The sequence below is a fragment of the Mesorhizobium sp. ISC15 genome (genome assembly GCF_037162615.1).
GTDB classification, from domain to species: domain Bacteria; phylum Pseudomonadota; class Alphaproteobacteria; order Rhizobiales; family Rhizobiaceae; genus Mesorhizobium; species Mesorhizobium mediterraneum.
On the sequence record NZ_JAVSPX010000001.1, the window covers coordinates 5949419 to 5964070 of the forward strand.

At 61.0% G+C, this 14652-nt stretch carries 21 protein-coding genes; 12 read left to right on the forward strand and 9 right to left on the reverse strand.

What is annotated here, in order from left to right; all coding sequences use genetic code 11:
- Positions 1–115: 115 nt before the first annotated feature.
- Both RPG13_RS28710 and RPG13_RS28715 read right to left on the reverse strand, forming a co-directional pair.
- A complete protein-coding gene (locus RPG13_RS28710; RefSeq protein WP_095488861.1) occupies positions 116–379 on the reverse strand; it encodes a DUF1488 domain-containing protein in 264 nt (87 codons plus the stop codon).
- A gap of 36 nt (positions 380–415) precedes the next feature.
- A complete protein-coding gene (locus tag RPG13_RS28715; protein ID WP_128286122.1) occupies positions 416–598 on the reverse strand; it encodes a hypothetical protein in 183 nt (60 codons plus the stop codon).
- 377 nt (positions 599–975) lie between these two features.
- Between RPG13_RS28715 and RPG13_RS28720 the strand changes: the two genes are divergently transcribed.
- The 5 genes from RPG13_RS28720 (at position 976) to RPG13_RS28740 (ending at position 3829) form a co-directional block, all read left to right on the forward strand.
- Entirely contained in the window at positions 976–1242 is a 267-nt protein-coding gene (locus RPG13_RS28720) for a hypothetical protein (protein ID WP_095488859.1), read from the forward strand.
- Entirely contained in the window at positions 1239–1487 is a 249-nt protein-coding gene (locus RPG13_RS28725) for a hypothetical protein (protein ID WP_095488858.1), read from the forward strand. Before RPG13_RS28720 ends, RPG13_RS28725 begins: the two co-directional genes overlap by 4 nt.
- 49 nt (positions 1488–1536) lie before the next feature.
- Positions 1537–1674: a hypothetical protein gene (locus RPG13_RS28730; RefSeq protein ID WP_164547135.1), complete on the forward strand. Its 138-nt coding sequence runs from the start codon at positions 1537–1539 to the stop codon at positions 1672–1674.
- Positions 1675–1768: 94 nt separating this feature from the next.
- Entirely contained in the window at positions 1769–1993 is a 225-nt protein-coding gene (locus tag RPG13_RS28735; protein ID WP_126105285.1) for a hypothetical protein, read from the forward strand.
- Between the two features lie 282 nt (positions 1994–2275).
- Positions 2276–3829: an EAL domain-containing protein gene (locus RPG13_RS28740; protein ID WP_337126606.1), complete on the forward strand. Its 1554-nt coding sequence runs from the start codon at positions 2276–2278 to the stop codon at positions 3827–3829.
- A gap of 83 nt (positions 3830–3912) precedes the next feature.
- On the opposite strand, the gene RPG13_RS28745 is transcribed toward RPG13_RS28740, so the two are convergent.
- Positions 3913–4323 (reverse strand): Kazal-type serine protease inhibitor family protein, encoded by a 411-nt coding sequence (locus tag RPG13_RS28745; protein WP_095488855.1) that lies wholly within the window; start codon positions 4321–4323, stop codon positions 3913–3915.
- 526 nt (positions 4324–4849) lie between these two features.
- Here RPG13_RS28745 and RPG13_RS28750 point away from each other — a divergent pair.
- The 3 genes from RPG13_RS28750 (at position 4850) to RPG13_RS28760 (ending at position 6168) form a co-directional block, all read left to right on the forward strand.
- Positions 4850–5062: a cold-shock protein gene (locus RPG13_RS28750; protein ID WP_023799871.1), complete on the forward strand. Its 213-nt coding sequence runs from the start codon at positions 4850–4852 to the stop codon at positions 5060–5062.
- A 253-nt stretch (positions 5063–5315) separates the two neighbouring features.
- Entirely contained in the window at positions 5316–5528 is a 213-nt protein-coding gene (locus tag RPG13_RS28755) for a cold-shock protein (RefSeq protein ID WP_006202521.1), read from the forward strand.
- Positions 5529–5745: 217 nt separating this feature from the next.
- Entirely contained in the window at positions 5746–6168 is a 423-nt protein-coding gene (locus tag RPG13_RS28760; protein ID WP_095488854.1) for a BA14K family protein, read from the forward strand.
- A 222-nt stretch (positions 6169–6390) separates the two neighbouring features.
- On the opposite strand, the gene RPG13_RS28765 is transcribed toward RPG13_RS28760, so the two are convergent.
- The 3 genes from RPG13_RS28765 to RPG13_RS28775 all read right to left on the reverse strand — a co-directional run bounded on the left by RPG13_RS28765 (position 6391) and on the right by RPG13_RS28775 (position 8512).
- Entirely contained in the window at positions 6391–7032 is a 642-nt protein-coding gene (locus tag RPG13_RS28765; RefSeq protein WP_337126607.1) for an MBL fold metallo-hydrolase, read from the reverse strand.
- 123 nt (positions 7033–7155) lie between these two features.
- Entirely contained in the window at positions 7156–7473 is a 318-nt protein-coding gene (locus tag RPG13_RS28770) for a hypothetical protein (protein ID WP_095488852.1), read from the reverse strand.
- Between the two features lie 145 nt (positions 7474–7618).
- Positions 7619–8512 (reverse strand): branched-chain amino acid aminotransferase, encoded by an 894-nt coding sequence (locus RPG13_RS28775; RefSeq protein ID WP_095488851.1) that lies wholly within the window; start codon positions 8510–8512, stop codon positions 7619–7621.
- A 248-nt stretch (positions 8513–8760) separates the two neighbouring features.
- On the opposite strand from RPG13_RS28775, the gene RPG13_RS28780 reads away from it, so the two are divergent.
- The 4 genes from RPG13_RS28780 (at position 8761) to RPG13_RS28795 (ending at position 12911) form a co-directional block, all read left to right on the forward strand.
- Entirely contained in the window at positions 8761–9294 is a 534-nt protein-coding gene (locus RPG13_RS28780; protein WP_164547134.1) for a MarR family winged helix-turn-helix transcriptional regulator, read from the forward strand.
- Positions 9281–10000, forward strand: a complete 720-nt coding sequence (locus tag RPG13_RS28785; protein WP_036261013.1) for a response regulator — start codon at positions 9281–9283, stop codon at positions 9998–10000. Before RPG13_RS28780 ends, RPG13_RS28785 begins: the two co-directional genes overlap by 14 nt.
- Before the next feature lie 131 nt (positions 10001–10131).
- Entirely contained in the window at positions 10132–11544 is a 1413-nt protein-coding gene (locus tag RPG13_RS28790; protein WP_292394525.1) for an ATP-binding protein, read from the forward strand.
- A gap of 281 nt (positions 11545–11825) precedes the next feature.
- Positions 11826–12911 (forward strand): glycosyltransferase family 4 protein, encoded by a 1086-nt coding sequence (locus RPG13_RS28795; RefSeq protein WP_337126608.1) that lies wholly within the window; start codon positions 11826–11828, stop codon positions 12909–12911.
- Between the two features lie 168 nt (positions 12912–13079).
- On the opposite strand, the gene RPG13_RS28800 is transcribed toward RPG13_RS28795, so the two are convergent.
- From RPG13_RS28800 to RPG13_RS28810, 3 genes are all read right to left on the reverse strand, one after another.
- Positions 13080–13439, reverse strand: coding sequence for a tRNA-binding protein (locus tag RPG13_RS28800; protein ID WP_337126609.1), 360 nt, complete (start codon positions 13437–13439; stop codon positions 13080–13082).
- 18 nt (positions 13440–13457) lie between these two features.
- Positions 13458–13958, reverse strand: a complete 501-nt coding sequence (locus RPG13_RS28805) for a YbjN domain-containing protein (protein ID WP_095488847.1) — start codon at positions 13956–13958, stop codon at positions 13458–13460.
- Between the two features lie 316 nt (positions 13959–14274).
- A complete protein-coding gene (locus RPG13_RS28810; protein WP_095488846.1) occupies positions 14275–14577 on the reverse strand; it encodes an accessory factor UbiK family protein in 303 nt (100 codons plus the stop codon).
- Between the last annotated feature and the right edge of the window lie 75 nt (positions 14578–14652).

Below are 14652 nucleotides of genomic sequence, written 5' to 3' on the forward strand. Positions count from 1 at the left end.
GCGCCCGCGCCTGCCGGTCTTCTCGGATCTCTGTTGATGGGAAACCTGCCGTGTTTTGTCCGCCTGCCGCGATCTAGGCCATCGGCGCGACAGGTTCAAGGGGTCGCAGGCCAGCTTACCTGAAATCGGCCCGGGTCAATACATACATGTTCCTGCGGCCGTGCGAATAGGCTTCGCGCGCGACATCCTGGATCGACGAGCGCTCCGCATCGAACGCGCTGAGATACTCGGCTTCGGCTCCGCTCGTGGCCGTTGCCGCCGAAAGCGCTGCAATCTCCACAAAGAACGGCACTTCGAACATGCCGTCATGGCCGACGAAACGAATGCGCTTGGCCGCCGCGTCGTAGGAGCGGCTGCGGTTGGGAAAATTGAGCGTCACACTCAAGCTCCTTGGTTTGTGGCAAAGCCGGCCACGTCAGATCAGGCGGTGGGTTTCGGCGAGCTGACGTGCCCGCCGCAGCGTGCCGTCGGTGTCGGCGATCTTTCGCCTTGCTGCCTCGTCACTTCTTATCGTCAGCCGCGCCGATATGACTTTTGTGGGCTTGATGATCGGCTTGATTGTTACGGTCGAGCCATCAGGCGTTTTCACGGAAACCATGGGCTTTCCTTTCAGACATAAATAAAAATCAATACCAGGATGAAATTTTCCGATACAATTTCAAACAATTCTTGTGAAGAGTTTGGACCGTATCATCATTCTGCAAATATCACTAGAAAAGTAATTTCGCCGCAAGATCGGCATCAGGCAGAAATCTTCTTGAATAAACCGCAATCTTGGATTAATGAATTGAGATCGTTTTTTGGGCCAAGCTTGGCATCTCGCGGCGTCAAAGGTTCTCGACCCGCCAAACTCATTCCAGATCGCCGATACCCAAATTGCCGATATAGGGACGCACGACACTCTAAGTCCCAGTGCCGCAAAGCGGGCACTACTTTATCGGAATCACGCCGGGAACGAGACTTCGAGGCACGAGAATGTCTGGCCGAACTACCCATTCCATCGCGCATTTCGAGGCGCCCTTCATGCTTGGCGGCCTGGAGGGAAAGTTGCCGGCCGGCGACTACGACATCGACCACGATGAGGAGCTTATCGATGGCATGTCATGGCTTGCCTGGCGCCGTGTCGCCACCTTCATCCATCTGCCGGCGAGAACGGTGAAAAGCCAGACCAGCCAATTGGTCGCCATCGACCTCGCCGAACTCGAAACCGCGCTGAGGCGCGACCAGGAGAATGCCGCATGATCCGCTTCCAGCAGAACGCGCGCCCGCGCACCGACACGCCCGCGCATCTTTTCGCAATCGGCCAGACCGTTCGCATGAAGAGCCGCACCGGCCTTGTCCAGAAGACCGCGGAGCTGTTCCAGATCAAGAGCAAGCTGCCGGTCAAGGACGGCTCGCCGCAATACCGCATCCGCAGCGACGAGGAGACCCATGAGCGGGTCACCACGGAAGATAATCTCGAAGTGGCCGACAATCCGAGCGCCTAGGCCCTCGTCGACCGCCACCACCACGTTCATCAATCACGAGGACCAAGAAATGGCCAAGGGTCAACAGCGCAGCAACCGCGAGACACGCAAGCCCAAGAAAGACAAGGCGGCGGCAAAGCCGGCCTCGCCCTTCGGCTCGGCCGTCAAGCAGGCGGAAGCCGGTTTGAAGCCGAAGTCCAAGGGCTAGCGCTCCGAAGCGCCGCGCGCGCCTCACCATGCTTGTGCACCTAAGCGGCTTTGGTGCACCCGCAGGACTGCGTCGCCGCAACACGGAGGCGTGTTTGAACTTCGTTGTCGAGTTCTATCGATCGCGCGACGCCGACGAAGCGATCCTCGACAGGGTATCACTCGAGGCGCCGAACCTGCGCGCCGCCCTGCAGGGCGCCACTGAGCTGTTCCGCTCGCTGGCGATGCCGCAGATCCCGGACCGCCTGCGCATTTCCGACGAAGACGGCAGCGAGCTCTATGCCGGCCCGGCCGATGGAGCGTATCCAGCGCACGGATGAGCAACACTGCATTCATTCAGCCACTAGCGGTTCTGCTTTTGATAGAATCGCCGAACCGCTCTAAGTATTTGTTCTTACGCAATTCCCCAGGGAAAGCGCTACGCGCTTTTCCCGGGAAAACCGCCACGCACCTTTTCCTGGAATTGCTCTAGCGGATCCAATTAAAGATCACGTAACGTCAAAAGCCATATAAGGTCCGCTGGAACCGGGCCCGATCACGGTTGGCTGCCCGGCAGGCCGCGCACGAAATCGTCGCTCGCAGCCAAAGGCAGGGAGGCGCACATGGACAGGCCGCGCATCATCGTGACTGCGGTGGTGTTGGCCTTGCTCGGCGCCATCGTGCCTATCGCGGCGATGTTCCACTTTTCATGGGTTCTGGCGGTTCAAGAAGAACATCAACGGCTGGATCTGTTCGCCAACCGCGCGATCGCCAGGGCCAGCATATCGCTCAAGGATGCAACCGACTCATTGCGTGAGATCGACCGGTTCACCGGCGACCGCTGTTCGGTGGGCCACATTGCCCGCATGCGGCAGCTCACCATCAACACCCGCTCGATCGAAGAGATGGGCTATTTCGAAACCGGACTGCTCAAATGCACATCCTGGGGCTCGACCGAAGGACGCGTTGCGCAAGCCGCACCGGATTTCACCACCGCAGACGGCGTTGCCGTCACTGCCCGGATACAGCCCCTGGCCGACCAGGCCCATCCGCTGATGGCCCTGCACTACAAGCACCATAATGTCCTTGTCGATCCTCTGCGCTTTGTCGACATTGTCGTCGATCCCGACATTCAGCTTGCCCTCGCGACCGACACCGGCGTCCTGCTCAGCGCGTTGAACGGGCCTGATCCCGCCCGCATCGCCAAAATCATCGCCACCCCGGGCAAAGGCCTGGATGACGGTCATCTGTTTGCCACGGCGCGCGGGACGGACTGGATCGCCGTCGCCACCGAACCGGAAAGCCAGATCGTGGACAGCGTACGCAGCCGGCAATTGCTGTTGCTTCCTCTCGGCGTTTTCATTGCCGCCTTCATCATCGGCATGGTTGCCTGGTTGTCGCGGCGGCGGCTGTCGCCGCTGGGAGAATTGCAGATTGCCGTTCGCAAGCACGAGTTCATCGTCCACTATCAGCCGATCGTCGAGCTCAGGACCGGCAATTGCGTGGGGGCCGAAGCGCTGGTTCGCTGGAGACGGCCCGACGGCTCGCTGGTCCGGCCCGATCTTTTCATCCCGCTGGCCGAAGAGAGCGGCCTGATCGCGGCAATCACCGATCAGGTCATAGCCCTTGCCGTTTTGGACCTGAAAAAGCTTCTTGTCGCCAATCCTTCCCTCCACATCGCGATTAATCTCAGCCCGGCCGACGTCAGAACGGCAAGGGTCCTTCCGGTCATCGAAAAGGCCCTGCAACACACCGGAATTCAGCCTCGGCAGATCTGGCTGGAGGCGACGGAGCGCGGTTTCGTCGACGTCGATTCAGCACGCTCGACCGTCATTCGCGCCCGCGAGCTTGGCCACGCGGTCGCAATCGACGACTTCGGCACAGGCTATTCCAGCCTGTCCCACCTCGAAGGCCTGCCGCTCGATGCGCTGAAGATCGACAAATCGTTCATCGACACGATTGCCACGGATTCCGCCACCAGTTCCGTAACGCCGCATATCATCGACATGGCCAAGACGCTGAAGCTGAAGATCATTGCCGAGGGCGTGGAGACGCAGGCACAGGCCGACTATCTGATGGAACGCGACGTCGACTATGGTCAGGGCTGGCTGTTTGCCAAACCCATGCCCGCAGCCGAGTTCATCGCCTATTGCCGCAAGGCGAGGCTGTCGGCGTAGAGGCAAGTGGCTGCCCTTCGCCCGCCTATGTCCAGTTGCTAGATGGGCCCCTCCCCGTCGCCGGACGGGGAGGAAACCAGCCCTTAGCAGGGACCGTCGTCGACGATGCGATAATCGGCGGCGCGGGCCTCGCATGCGTTGGGGAAGGTGCGCAGGTCGCCACGGCGGCGTGCACAGACAGGGGCATACTCGCGGGTGCAGAATGTCTGCTCCTCATCACCACCGCCACCGCCGCCGCCGTCACGGCACTGGCCGTCGCGGATGATGCGATACCCGGCTCGCTCGGCAAGGCAGGCATTGGCGAAGGTCTGGCGGTCGCCGCCACGCCGGGCGCAGACCGGATCATATTGCTTGGTGCAGAATTGCGGCCCGGGCCTTGGCGGACGGTACCCCGGTCCTTCGTCCACCACCACCGCGGTACAGGCCGCAAGAACTGCCGACAGCAACAGGATGGCAAAACCCTGCCGCGAGAAGATTGCCGCAAGAAATTTCATGACTATACCTCCCTCAAGCCTCGCTCCAATGCATGTCGCCCAAAGCATGCCCACGGGCCTGATCCGAGGGTGCGCAGCGGTTTTGGGATAACGACATGCACAAGAAAATGCAAAACGCGCTCTACTCCAAGCCGATCCTCGCCATTCCACCGCCAAATGCAACCCCTGTTTGCAAGCTCTCAGCCCGCTGGACCATGCGTGGGCGGGCACTGGCCGATGACCGGACGAGCACCCCAGCCTATCGGTGCCATGCGTTGGAATGCGCCCGTCGGGAGGCCCGCGGGCGCTACCTTGCAACGATCACCTTTCCGTGCGATAAATTTCGTGTTCGGGCATTTGCGACCCGGAGAGCGGAACGTTTTGGACGACCTTTCCCCGATACTGTGAATCTCTGACGGCCCCGTTTTTCGGCGGGGGGTTTTGACCATGCGCCAATGCATGACTGCCGAAGCAACCACCGGGACTTGCCCACGGCGTCAGGCGGCGGGCAAACCACAAGACTGACACGGGTGAAGGAGTTTCCCCAATGGCCCAGACCGGCACCGTTAAGTTCTTCAACGCAACCAAAGGCTTCGGCTTCATCACGCCAGATGACGGCGCCAAGGACGTGTTCGTCCACATCTCCGCGATCGAGGCTTCGGGCCTGCGCACGCTCGTTGATGGCCAGAAGGTCACCTTCGATGTCGAGCCGGACCGGATGGGCAAGGGGCCGAAGGCGGTCAATCTCCGCGCCGACTGAACTCGCGCGCACGTCCGCTCGGACGTGCTCAGGGACTGTGCCTGAGGTCTCCACAGGCCTTGTGCCGGCTTTCAGCGCCGGATCCGAGTTTTCGAAGGCGCGGCGGTTTTCGTCGCGCCTTTTTTCGTGCCCGGGTGGGCAAGCCAATGCGCGCAAAACTTTCTCTTGCCGATGACGCTAAAATAAACGACAAATTTCCACTCGGGCATTTGCCGGCCCGAGACTGGACTTGATGGGATCAAAGGAGCTTCCCATGCCGCAGACCGGCACCGTCAAATTCTTCAATCATGCCAAAGGCTTCGGCTTCATCACGCCGGATGATGGCGCGAAGGATGTCTTCGTCCACATTTCGGCCGTGCAGGCGTCGGGTCTTCCCGGTCTTGAGGATGGGCAGAAGGTAACATTCGACACCGAGCCGGACAAGCGCGGCAAGGGTCCGAAAGCCGTCAACCTGTCGATCGGCTGAGCCGGGATCGAGACAGCATCGGACGGATTCCGCAGGGCAAGTCCGCTCCTTGTTGAGCGTGCGATATTTGTGGCTCGCGCCAAGCCTGATCGATGAATGTCGACTGCTCCCAGCCCGCCAATTTCGTTCAGCCCCCGTTCAGCCACGGTCGCCTACTAGTCTTCGATAAGCCGGACCGCATCCCCAAATTACCCGGGCCGGCACGAAGGAGACCGAGATGAACCGAATTTTCAAGACCACCATCCTGTCCGCCGCGATTGTCGCGACCACGCTCGCGACCTTGCCCGCGGCCAGCGCCGGCGACTGGCGCCACCGGCACCACCATCGTGGCAATGGCAATGGCGACGCGATCGCGGCAGGCGTCCTTGGCCTCGCGGCCGGCGCCCTGATCGTTGGTGCGCTCAACAACCCGCAGCCCAGCTATTACGATCCCGGCTATGATGATTATGGGCGTTATCCACGGCCAGCCCCGGTGCGCCGCTACTACGCGGAACCGCGGGTCGCCTATAATGATGGTTACGCCGAGCCATGGACCCGTGGCTGGTATGAATATTGTTCGGATCGCTATCGCTCGTTCAACTCCCGGACCGGCACGTTCACCGGCTATGACGGCGAACAGCATTTCTGCACCGCCAACTAATACATGTCGCCCAAAAGCATGCGCACGGGCCTGACCCCAGGGTGCATAGCGGTTTTGGGATAACGACATGCACAAAGACAAAGGCCTTAAAGCGCAAAGCGCTTTAAGGCCTCCCCAGCCCTAAAAAAGCGCTGTCCGCATGGCCAGCGCTTTTTTGTTGTCGGCATGCGCAAGACAAGGGCCTGACGCGCATCGCATGAGGCGCCTCAGATGCGACGCGCTTTAAATCAGGAATGGATTGCTCCGGCGCTCCTCACCGAAGCGACCGCCGGGACCATGGCCGCAGATGAAGCCGACGTCGTCGCCGAGTGGCAAAAGCTTGTCTTTGATCGACGCGATCAGCGCGGCGTGGTCGCCGCCCGGCAGGTCGGTGCGCCCGACAGACCCACGGAACAGCACGTCGCCAACATGGGCGAACTTCGCAGCGCGATTGTGGTAGACGACATGGCCGGGCGCGTGGCCCGGGCAATGAAAGACCTCGAACGCGTGCTGGCCGAACGAGACGGTATCGCCTTCGCTGAGAAAGCGGTCGGGCATGCAATTGCGCACCGGATCGGTGATGCCGTAGAGTTTTGCCTGGTTCTCGAGGTTGGCAAGCAATGGACGGTCGGCCTCATGCGGGCCGATGATCTGGACGCCGAGCGCCTCCTTCAGCTCCATGGCGCCGCCGGCATGGTCGATATGACCATGCGTGATCCAGATCGCGCCGGCGTTGATCGCGTTATCCTTTAGCACCGCCAGCACCTTGTCGATGTCGCCGCCCGGATCGACGACGACGCCTTGTCTGTCGTCCATGTCGAAGAGGATGGTGCAGTTTTGCTGGAAGGCCGTGACCGGCACGATACTGGCATTGAGCTGACCCATGATCGTCCTTTCGCTGTGTCGCCCCTGATGTAGAGACACATGCAAACGGCGTCCACCGTTGGCACGGACACAAAAGAAATGGGCGGCCGAAGCCGCCCATGCGAAAGCCCGAAACCGCCAAGCTTACTTCTTCATCGCATTCATGACCGCGCCGATGATGGCCGTCAGAATGGCGCCACCACCGGCACCGCCGACGATGTTTTGCAGATTCAGCGCGCTGCCCAATCCGCTAGTTGCCGCTGCGGCTGCAGCCGGATCGATCGTACCGCCGCCGAGCAGGCTGCCGAGGATCGCCGCGCCGCCGACGCCGCCAACGGCGCCGCCCAGAATTTTGGGAAGCTGACCCATTGCCGCTGTCTTGATCGCCGCGCCAACCGCCTGACCACCGATGATACCCGTAATCACCTGAATAATGATCGGAAGAAGCGTGTTCATGTCCATGTTACCAGTCCCTCCATAGCTGCCAGCCTCCCGGGCCGACACCATCATGAGACGCCGAATTGGACGAAAGTCAAATGCAGAAGTGCTTAAATAAAAGGGGCAGCCCGAAAACTGCCCCTACTTGTTAAAAAAGCTGTGACTTTCGTTATTCTGCGGCGATCGCATGCTTGGGTTGAACGGCCGCAGAATAGTCGTTCATCAGAGTCTTGGCGATTTCACCCACCTCGAATCGGTATTGACCGATCTCTGAAACGGGCGTCACCTCGGCCGCGGTCCCGGTGAGGAAGCACTGCTGGAAGCCTTCGAGCTCTTCCGGCATAATGGTGCGCTCGATCACCTCAAAGCCGCGATCCTTGGCAAGACCAATGACTGTACGGCGGGTGATGCCGTCGAGGAAGCAGTCGGGGGTGGGTGTGTGGATCTTGCCGTCCTTGACGAAGAAGATATTGGCGCCGGTCGCTTCCGCAACCTGGCCGCGCCAGTCGAGCATCATGGCGTCGGCATAGCCCTTGGCTTCGGCGGCATGCTTGGACATGGTGCAGATCATGTAGAGGCCGGCAGCCTTCGATTTCGACGGCGCAGTGCGCGGATCGGGGCGGCGCCATTCGGCCAGATCGAGACGGATGCCCTTCAGCTTCTGTGCCGGATCGAAATAGCTCGGCCACTGCCAGATGGCGATGGCGCAGTTGATCCGGCTGTTTTGCGCCGAAACGCCCATTTGTTCGCTGCCGCGCCAGGCGATCGGCCGGACATAGGCATCCTGAAAGCCCTGCTTCTTCAACAGCGTGCGGCAGGCGTCGTCGATCTCGGCAACCGAATAGGGAATCTTGAAGCCGAGCAGGCGTGCCGATTCATGCAGGCGCTCGCTGTGGTCGGTCAGTTTGAAAATCTCGCCGCCATAGGCGCGCTCGCCCTCGAACACCGCGCTGGCGTAGTGCAGGCCATGGGTCAACACGTGGATCTTGGCGTCGGCCCATTTGACGAACTCGCCGTTCATCCAGATAAAGCCGTCCATTTGGTCAAAGGGAACGGATGCCATGGTAACCTCCCGCGGGCGGCCGCCCGCACATCGTTGTGTCGTTGCGCGTTTCTTATCAGCCGCACCGGGCGGCCGGTATCTCGAAGCGTAGGCGGATATATAAGGTCTGGCAAACACAGGAAGTTCCGGAAAAACGGCTTTCCCTTGCCTTTTCGTTCGCAATCCGCCGAAAAGCTTGTCAAAAATTACCATTGCCGGGAAATTACGTCAATAGTACTGACATAATTTCCCTTTCGCACGGAGAAAAGATGACGGATCGCAGCCACCCAGCCGGAAAACCGATCAGGACGGCGGTCACCGACGAGGACGGCATCGACTTTGCCATCATCGAATTGTTCTTCTTCGCCTATCGCGATTTTACCTCCGATCCGGACCAGATCCTGTCCGATTATGGCTTCGGCCGCGCCCATCACCGGGTTCTGCATTTCGTCAATCGCAGGCCGGGCCTGACGGTCGCCGAACTCCTCGACGTGCTGAAGATCACCAAGCAGAGCCTGGCACGCGTGCTCAAGCAACTGATCGACACCGATCATGTCGTCCAGTTGCAGGGCCCGCGCGACCGCCGCCAGCGCGAACTCTATCCGACGGCCAAGGGCCGCGCCTTGGCGCTGGCGCTGGCACGGCCACAGTCGCGCCGCATCCATGCTGCATTGGAAGATTTCGGAGCCACCGAACGCGCCTTGATCGAACGCTTCCTGGAAGCGATGGTCAATCCGGAACTAAGGGCGCAGATCGACATTGTGCCCGCAAAAATGTCAGGGAAAAGCCATGGAGACCATTGAAAGGGTTGATCAACCGGCGGCACCGGATGATGATGCGCCGCATCTGCTGGTGATCGATGACGATACCCGTATCCGCAATCTTCTCAAACAATATCTGACCGAAAACGGCTTTCGCGTCACCGTTGCCGGAAATTCCGGCGAAGCGCGGCGCAAGCTCGCCGGCCTCGATTTCGACCTGCTCGTGCTCGATATCATGATGCCGGGCGAAACCGGCGTCGACCTCGCCAAGGCGCTGCGGGCGACCAAGAACGTGCCGATCCTGATGCTTACCGCGCTTTCCGAGACCGACAGCCGGATCACCGGGCTCGAGGCCGGCGCCGACGACTATCTGCCGAAGCCTTTCGATCCCCGCGAATTGATCCTGCGCATCAACAACATCCTGCGCCGCGGCGGTCCGGCAACGACCCCCAAGGTCGAGCAACTGGTCTTCGGCCCTTACACCTTCCAGATCGCCAGGCGGGAGCTCAAGCGCGGCGGCGAGGCTCTGAAGCTGACGGACCGCGAGCAGGAGATCCTGGCGATCTTCGCGGCGCGGGCCGGCGAAACGATACCGCGCCATGAACTTGTCGGCGACGAGTCCGAAGTCGGCGAGCGCACCATCGACGTCCAGATCAACAGGCTGCGCCGCAAGATCGAACGCGATCCGTCCAACCCGGTCTGGCTGCAGACCGTGCGTGGTATTGGGTATCGGCTCAGCGTGGAATAGACTGCCGCAATGCATGTCGCCGAAAAGTGCGAAGCGGTTTTGGGACGACGACATGCATAAAGTCGAAAATTGCAAGCGCAGCACTGCGCTTGCGGGTCCCTTGTTGAGCTGCAGATGGGCAAAAAGGGCGAATGGCGACCACGCAACTGGAACGGCCGGAAGATAGCGGCTTGAGCGCTCGCGCCAGGCGGGCGCTGAAGGCGGTGCCGCTTGCCTGGAAACGGTTCTGGCGCCTCGTTTCGCTTTACATGCCGAAGCGGCTCTATGCCCGCTCGCTGATCATCGTCATTGCACCGATGATCCTGCTGCAATCGGTCCTCGCCTTTGTCTTCATGGAACGCCACTGGCAGACTGTGACGCAGCGCCTGTCGCAGGCCACGGTCCGCGACATTGCCGCGATCGTCGACCTGGTTGAAACCTATCCGAACGACGCCGACTACGCCAATATCATCCGCATCGCGCAGGATCGCATGCAGCTGAAGATCGACTTGCTTCCGCCCGATCCGCTGCCAGCGCCCGGTCCAAAGCCGTTCTTCTCGATCCTCGACGAAATTCTCTCGTCCGAGATCACCCATCAGATCAACCGGCCGTTCTGGATCGACACGGTCGGCAATTCCAATATCATCGAGGTCCGCGTCCAGCTCGAGGGCAAGGTGCTGCGCGCCTTCGTGCGCCGCAGCCAGGCCTATGCCTCGAACACGCACATTTTCCTGATCTGGATGGTCGGCACCTCGCTGGTGCTGCTGATGATCGCCATCCCTTTCCTGCGCAACCAGATCCGGCCGATCCTGACGCTGGCCGAGGCCGCCGAAAGTTTCGGCAAGGGCCGGCCGATGCCGCGCGATTTCCGTCCGCGCGGCGCCGAGGAGGTCCGCCGCGCCGGCTTTGCCTTCATCCAGATGCGCGAACGCATCGAACGCCAGCTCGAACAGCGCACCGCCATGTTGTCCGGCGTCAGCCACGATTTGAGAACCATCCTGACCCGCTTCAAGCTGCAGCTTGCGCTGACCGGGACCAAGGCCGACACCGAGGCGCTCGGCCAGGACATCGATGACATGCAGTCTATGCTGGAAGGCTATCTCGCCTTTGCCCGCGGCGAGGCAGCGGAAGACGCCGGCCGTTTCAATCTTGAAGCGTATTTCGAAAAGCTGGGCGAGGAGGCCACGCTGCGCAAGCGCAAACTGTCGACCGCGCTCGCCGGCGATCCAAATGTGCATGTGCGGCCCCACGCCTTTGCCCGGCTGTTGTCCAATATCGTCGGCAACGCCTTCCGTTACGCCAAGACGGTTGAAATCAACGCCAATCATGGCCGCGGCTCGCTGCTCGTCACCATCGACGACGACGGTCCGGGCATTCCGCCCGAAAAGCGCGAGGACGTGTTCAAGCCTTTCGTGCGGCTTGACGAGGCCCGCAACCTCGACGCCAGCGGCACCGGCCTTGGCCTTGCCATCGCACGCGACATAGCCCGCAGCCATGGCGGCGATATCATGCTGGACAAGAGCCCGCTCGGCGGCTTGCGCGCCGTCATCAAGGTTCCGGCCTGATTAGAGCGACGTGCGTCCAGTTGGACGCACAAAGTACGCTCTAACACTTTGAACCCACGCACCGTGCTTTCCGAACCGAAGGTCAGCGCAGCAAAAATCGAATTCGATTTTCGGGACGACGCGCTGCTTTTCTGGCAGCTGCGGACGACCGCCGGTTTGCGCCTTCATCGGCCCGTCATGAAACCATGCTGAAGAGCGCGCATGAAGCGTGCGATCCTGATTGATTCGGCCTTGCGGCCTCGCATCAAGGAAACCGACGACATTTCAAGCAAAGGGCTGCTATGCGCATCCTGATGGTCACCGACGCCTGGCGCCCGCAAGTCAACGGCGTCGTCCACACGCTGGAGCGGCTTTCGGAAACCCTGAAATCCTTCGACGTCGAGACGGACTTCCTGACCCCGAACATCTTTCGCACCTTGCCCCTGCCTACCTATCCGGACATCCGGCTGGCGCTGACGACGCCGGGCCATGTCGCGCGCCTGATCGAAGCGCGCAATGCCGATCATATCCATATCGTCACCGAAGGCCCGCTCGGCATCATGGCGCGGCGCTATTGTCGCAAGGCAGGCCGGCCGTTCACGACGAGCTATCACACGCGCTTCCCGGAATATCTTAGCGCGCGGCTGCCTATACCGGAGGCCTGGGCCTACCGCTGGCTTCGCGATTTCCACAATTCCGGACAGGGCACGCTGGTCGCCACCCAGTCGCTGGCGGACGATCTATCGGCACGCGGCTTCACCAAGCTGAGGCCATGGACGCGCGGCGTCGACACCGACCATTTCCGGCCGGACAAGAGGAAGGAACTGGGGCTCAAGGGACCGATCTTCCTCTGCGTCGGCCGCGTCGCGATCGAAAAGAACCTAGCCGCCTTCCTCGATCTCGACCTGCCCGGCAGCAAGGTGATCGTCGGCGAGGGGCCGGAGTTGGCCAGGCTCAAGGCCAGATACCCCGCTGCCCATTTCCTTGGCCACCGCCCGAATGACGAACTGGCCGAGATCTACGCCTCGGCCGATGTCTTCGTCTTCCCCAGCCGCACCGACACATTCGGCAATGTCATCATCGAGGCGCTGGCCAGCGGCACGCCGGTCGCAGCCTATCCGGTGACGGGGCCAATCGACATTGTCGGCGACGGGGTTGGCGGAGCGGTGTCGAATGATTTGCGTGAGGCAGCGCTCGCCGCGCTCCACGTCGACCGCGCCGAGGCGCGCGAACGGGCAATGCGCTATAGCTGGAAAGCCTGCGCGGAAATGTTTCTGGAGACGGTTGAAGAGGTGCTGGGCACCACGCGCAAACTGACACCACCTTTCGTCATCCACGGGCGAAGCGGCGGCGAAGCCGACGCGCAGACCCGAGGATCCATGCCGTGACCTGCGAGCGACCCCTTCGGTGAAGAACTTGTTGGGTTGAGGCGACGAGCCGCACTTGCCCCACAGGAGCGGCCAGAACAACGCGATTCTGGACCGTCCTACTCTTCGACCACTGCTACCGCATGGATTCTCGGGGTTGCGCGTCCGCTTCGCCCGTGGATGACGAAGCTAAAATAATCGGCCGCCATCCGGCACCTTGCGTTCGATCGCGCCAAGCACGACGGCGCCCTCCTCGTCGGGAAAGCCAAGCGTCAGCACTTCCGACATGAAGGGGCCGATCTGCCGCGGCGCAAAATTGACCACCGCGAAGACCTGCCGGCCGACCAGCGTCTCGGGCGCATAATATTTGGTGATCTGCGCCGACGATTTCTTCACACCGATGTCAGCGCCGAAATCGATCTTCAGCTTGATCGCAGGCTTTCGCGCCTCGGGAAACGGCTCGGCTTCGATAATCGTGCCGGCGCGGATATCGACACGGTCGAAATCGGCGAAGCTGATCTCGGGCTTGCGCTGGCTGCCCGAGCTCATTGATGGTCAGGACCTGGCTCAGGCGTTTCCATAGGTCTCGAACAGGACGCCGGCCAGCGCTTCCTTGGCCGAGGTTCCCGACCAGACGACGAACTGGAACGCCTGGAAATAGCACTCACAGGCTTCCAGCGCCGACGACAGCAGCACCTCGACCTGCTGGCTCGACGGCTCGACCCCACCGGCAAGCAGCAGCGACTGGCGGAACATGATCGCGCCTTCCTGTTCCCAGAGGTCGAAATGGCCGAACAGCATCTGCTCGTTGATCAGCGAAAGCAGCCGCATCACCTCGAGCGCGCGCGCCTCCGGCACCTTGATGTCGAAAGCGCAGGCCAGATGCAGCGCCTCGAAATCCTCCATCCAGGAAAATGAGACGTGATAGTCGGTCCAGCTTCCGGCAACCGAAATCGAAATCTCGTCGTCGCCGGCCCGTTCGAAGGACCAGTCGTTGTTGTGGGCCACCTGCTCGATAACATCCACCGGATGGATTTCGCGAGAGAGGTCGAGTTCGAGAAGTTCCATGGAATGCTTCCTGTCGTTCAGGGGAGCGCCACACGCTCCGCGGGCACACACAACGAACAATCTTGTCTAGAACTCGGACGGCCGGGACTTCGTCAACGCAAAGACCCCAGACCGGACCCCACCGCCCGGCGCATGACCCTGCTTCGAATCATGCAACAAATTCAGTCTATTGATCGGGAGTCGCGTGACCAGCCCAATTTTTCGCACCGCGTCATTCGCATGTGGAAAGCCGCTGTCACAAAGATTCACGCAATGCCGGTAAGCGATTCACGACAAAGCGCTTTTTGCGATTGTGCTTTGTGGAAAAGTTTAACGATTATTTTTTTGATCTGGGCTTTGCCGCAGCCGCAGGCGCGGCCTGCCCGGTCAATTCGGTGAGCTTTGCCTCAAGCGCTTCGAGGCGCGCAGCAAGGCGGGTGTTTTCTTCCCTGGCCTTCGCCGCCATATCGCGGGCGGCCTCAAATTCTTCGCGCTGCACCAGGTCCATCGAGTTGAGAACGCGCTCGGCCTGCCCCTTGAAAGCGGTTTCCACTTCGCGCCGCACCCCTTGCGCGGCACCCGCGGCGTCGGTCATCAGCTTGGCGAATTCATCGAGAATGCGGTTCGGTCCGGTCGACATGGCAAATCCTCGCTTGGTCGATTTGACGTAGTGGCGCGCGACCCGGAATGCAAGCATCCACGTCGCCTTGACCCC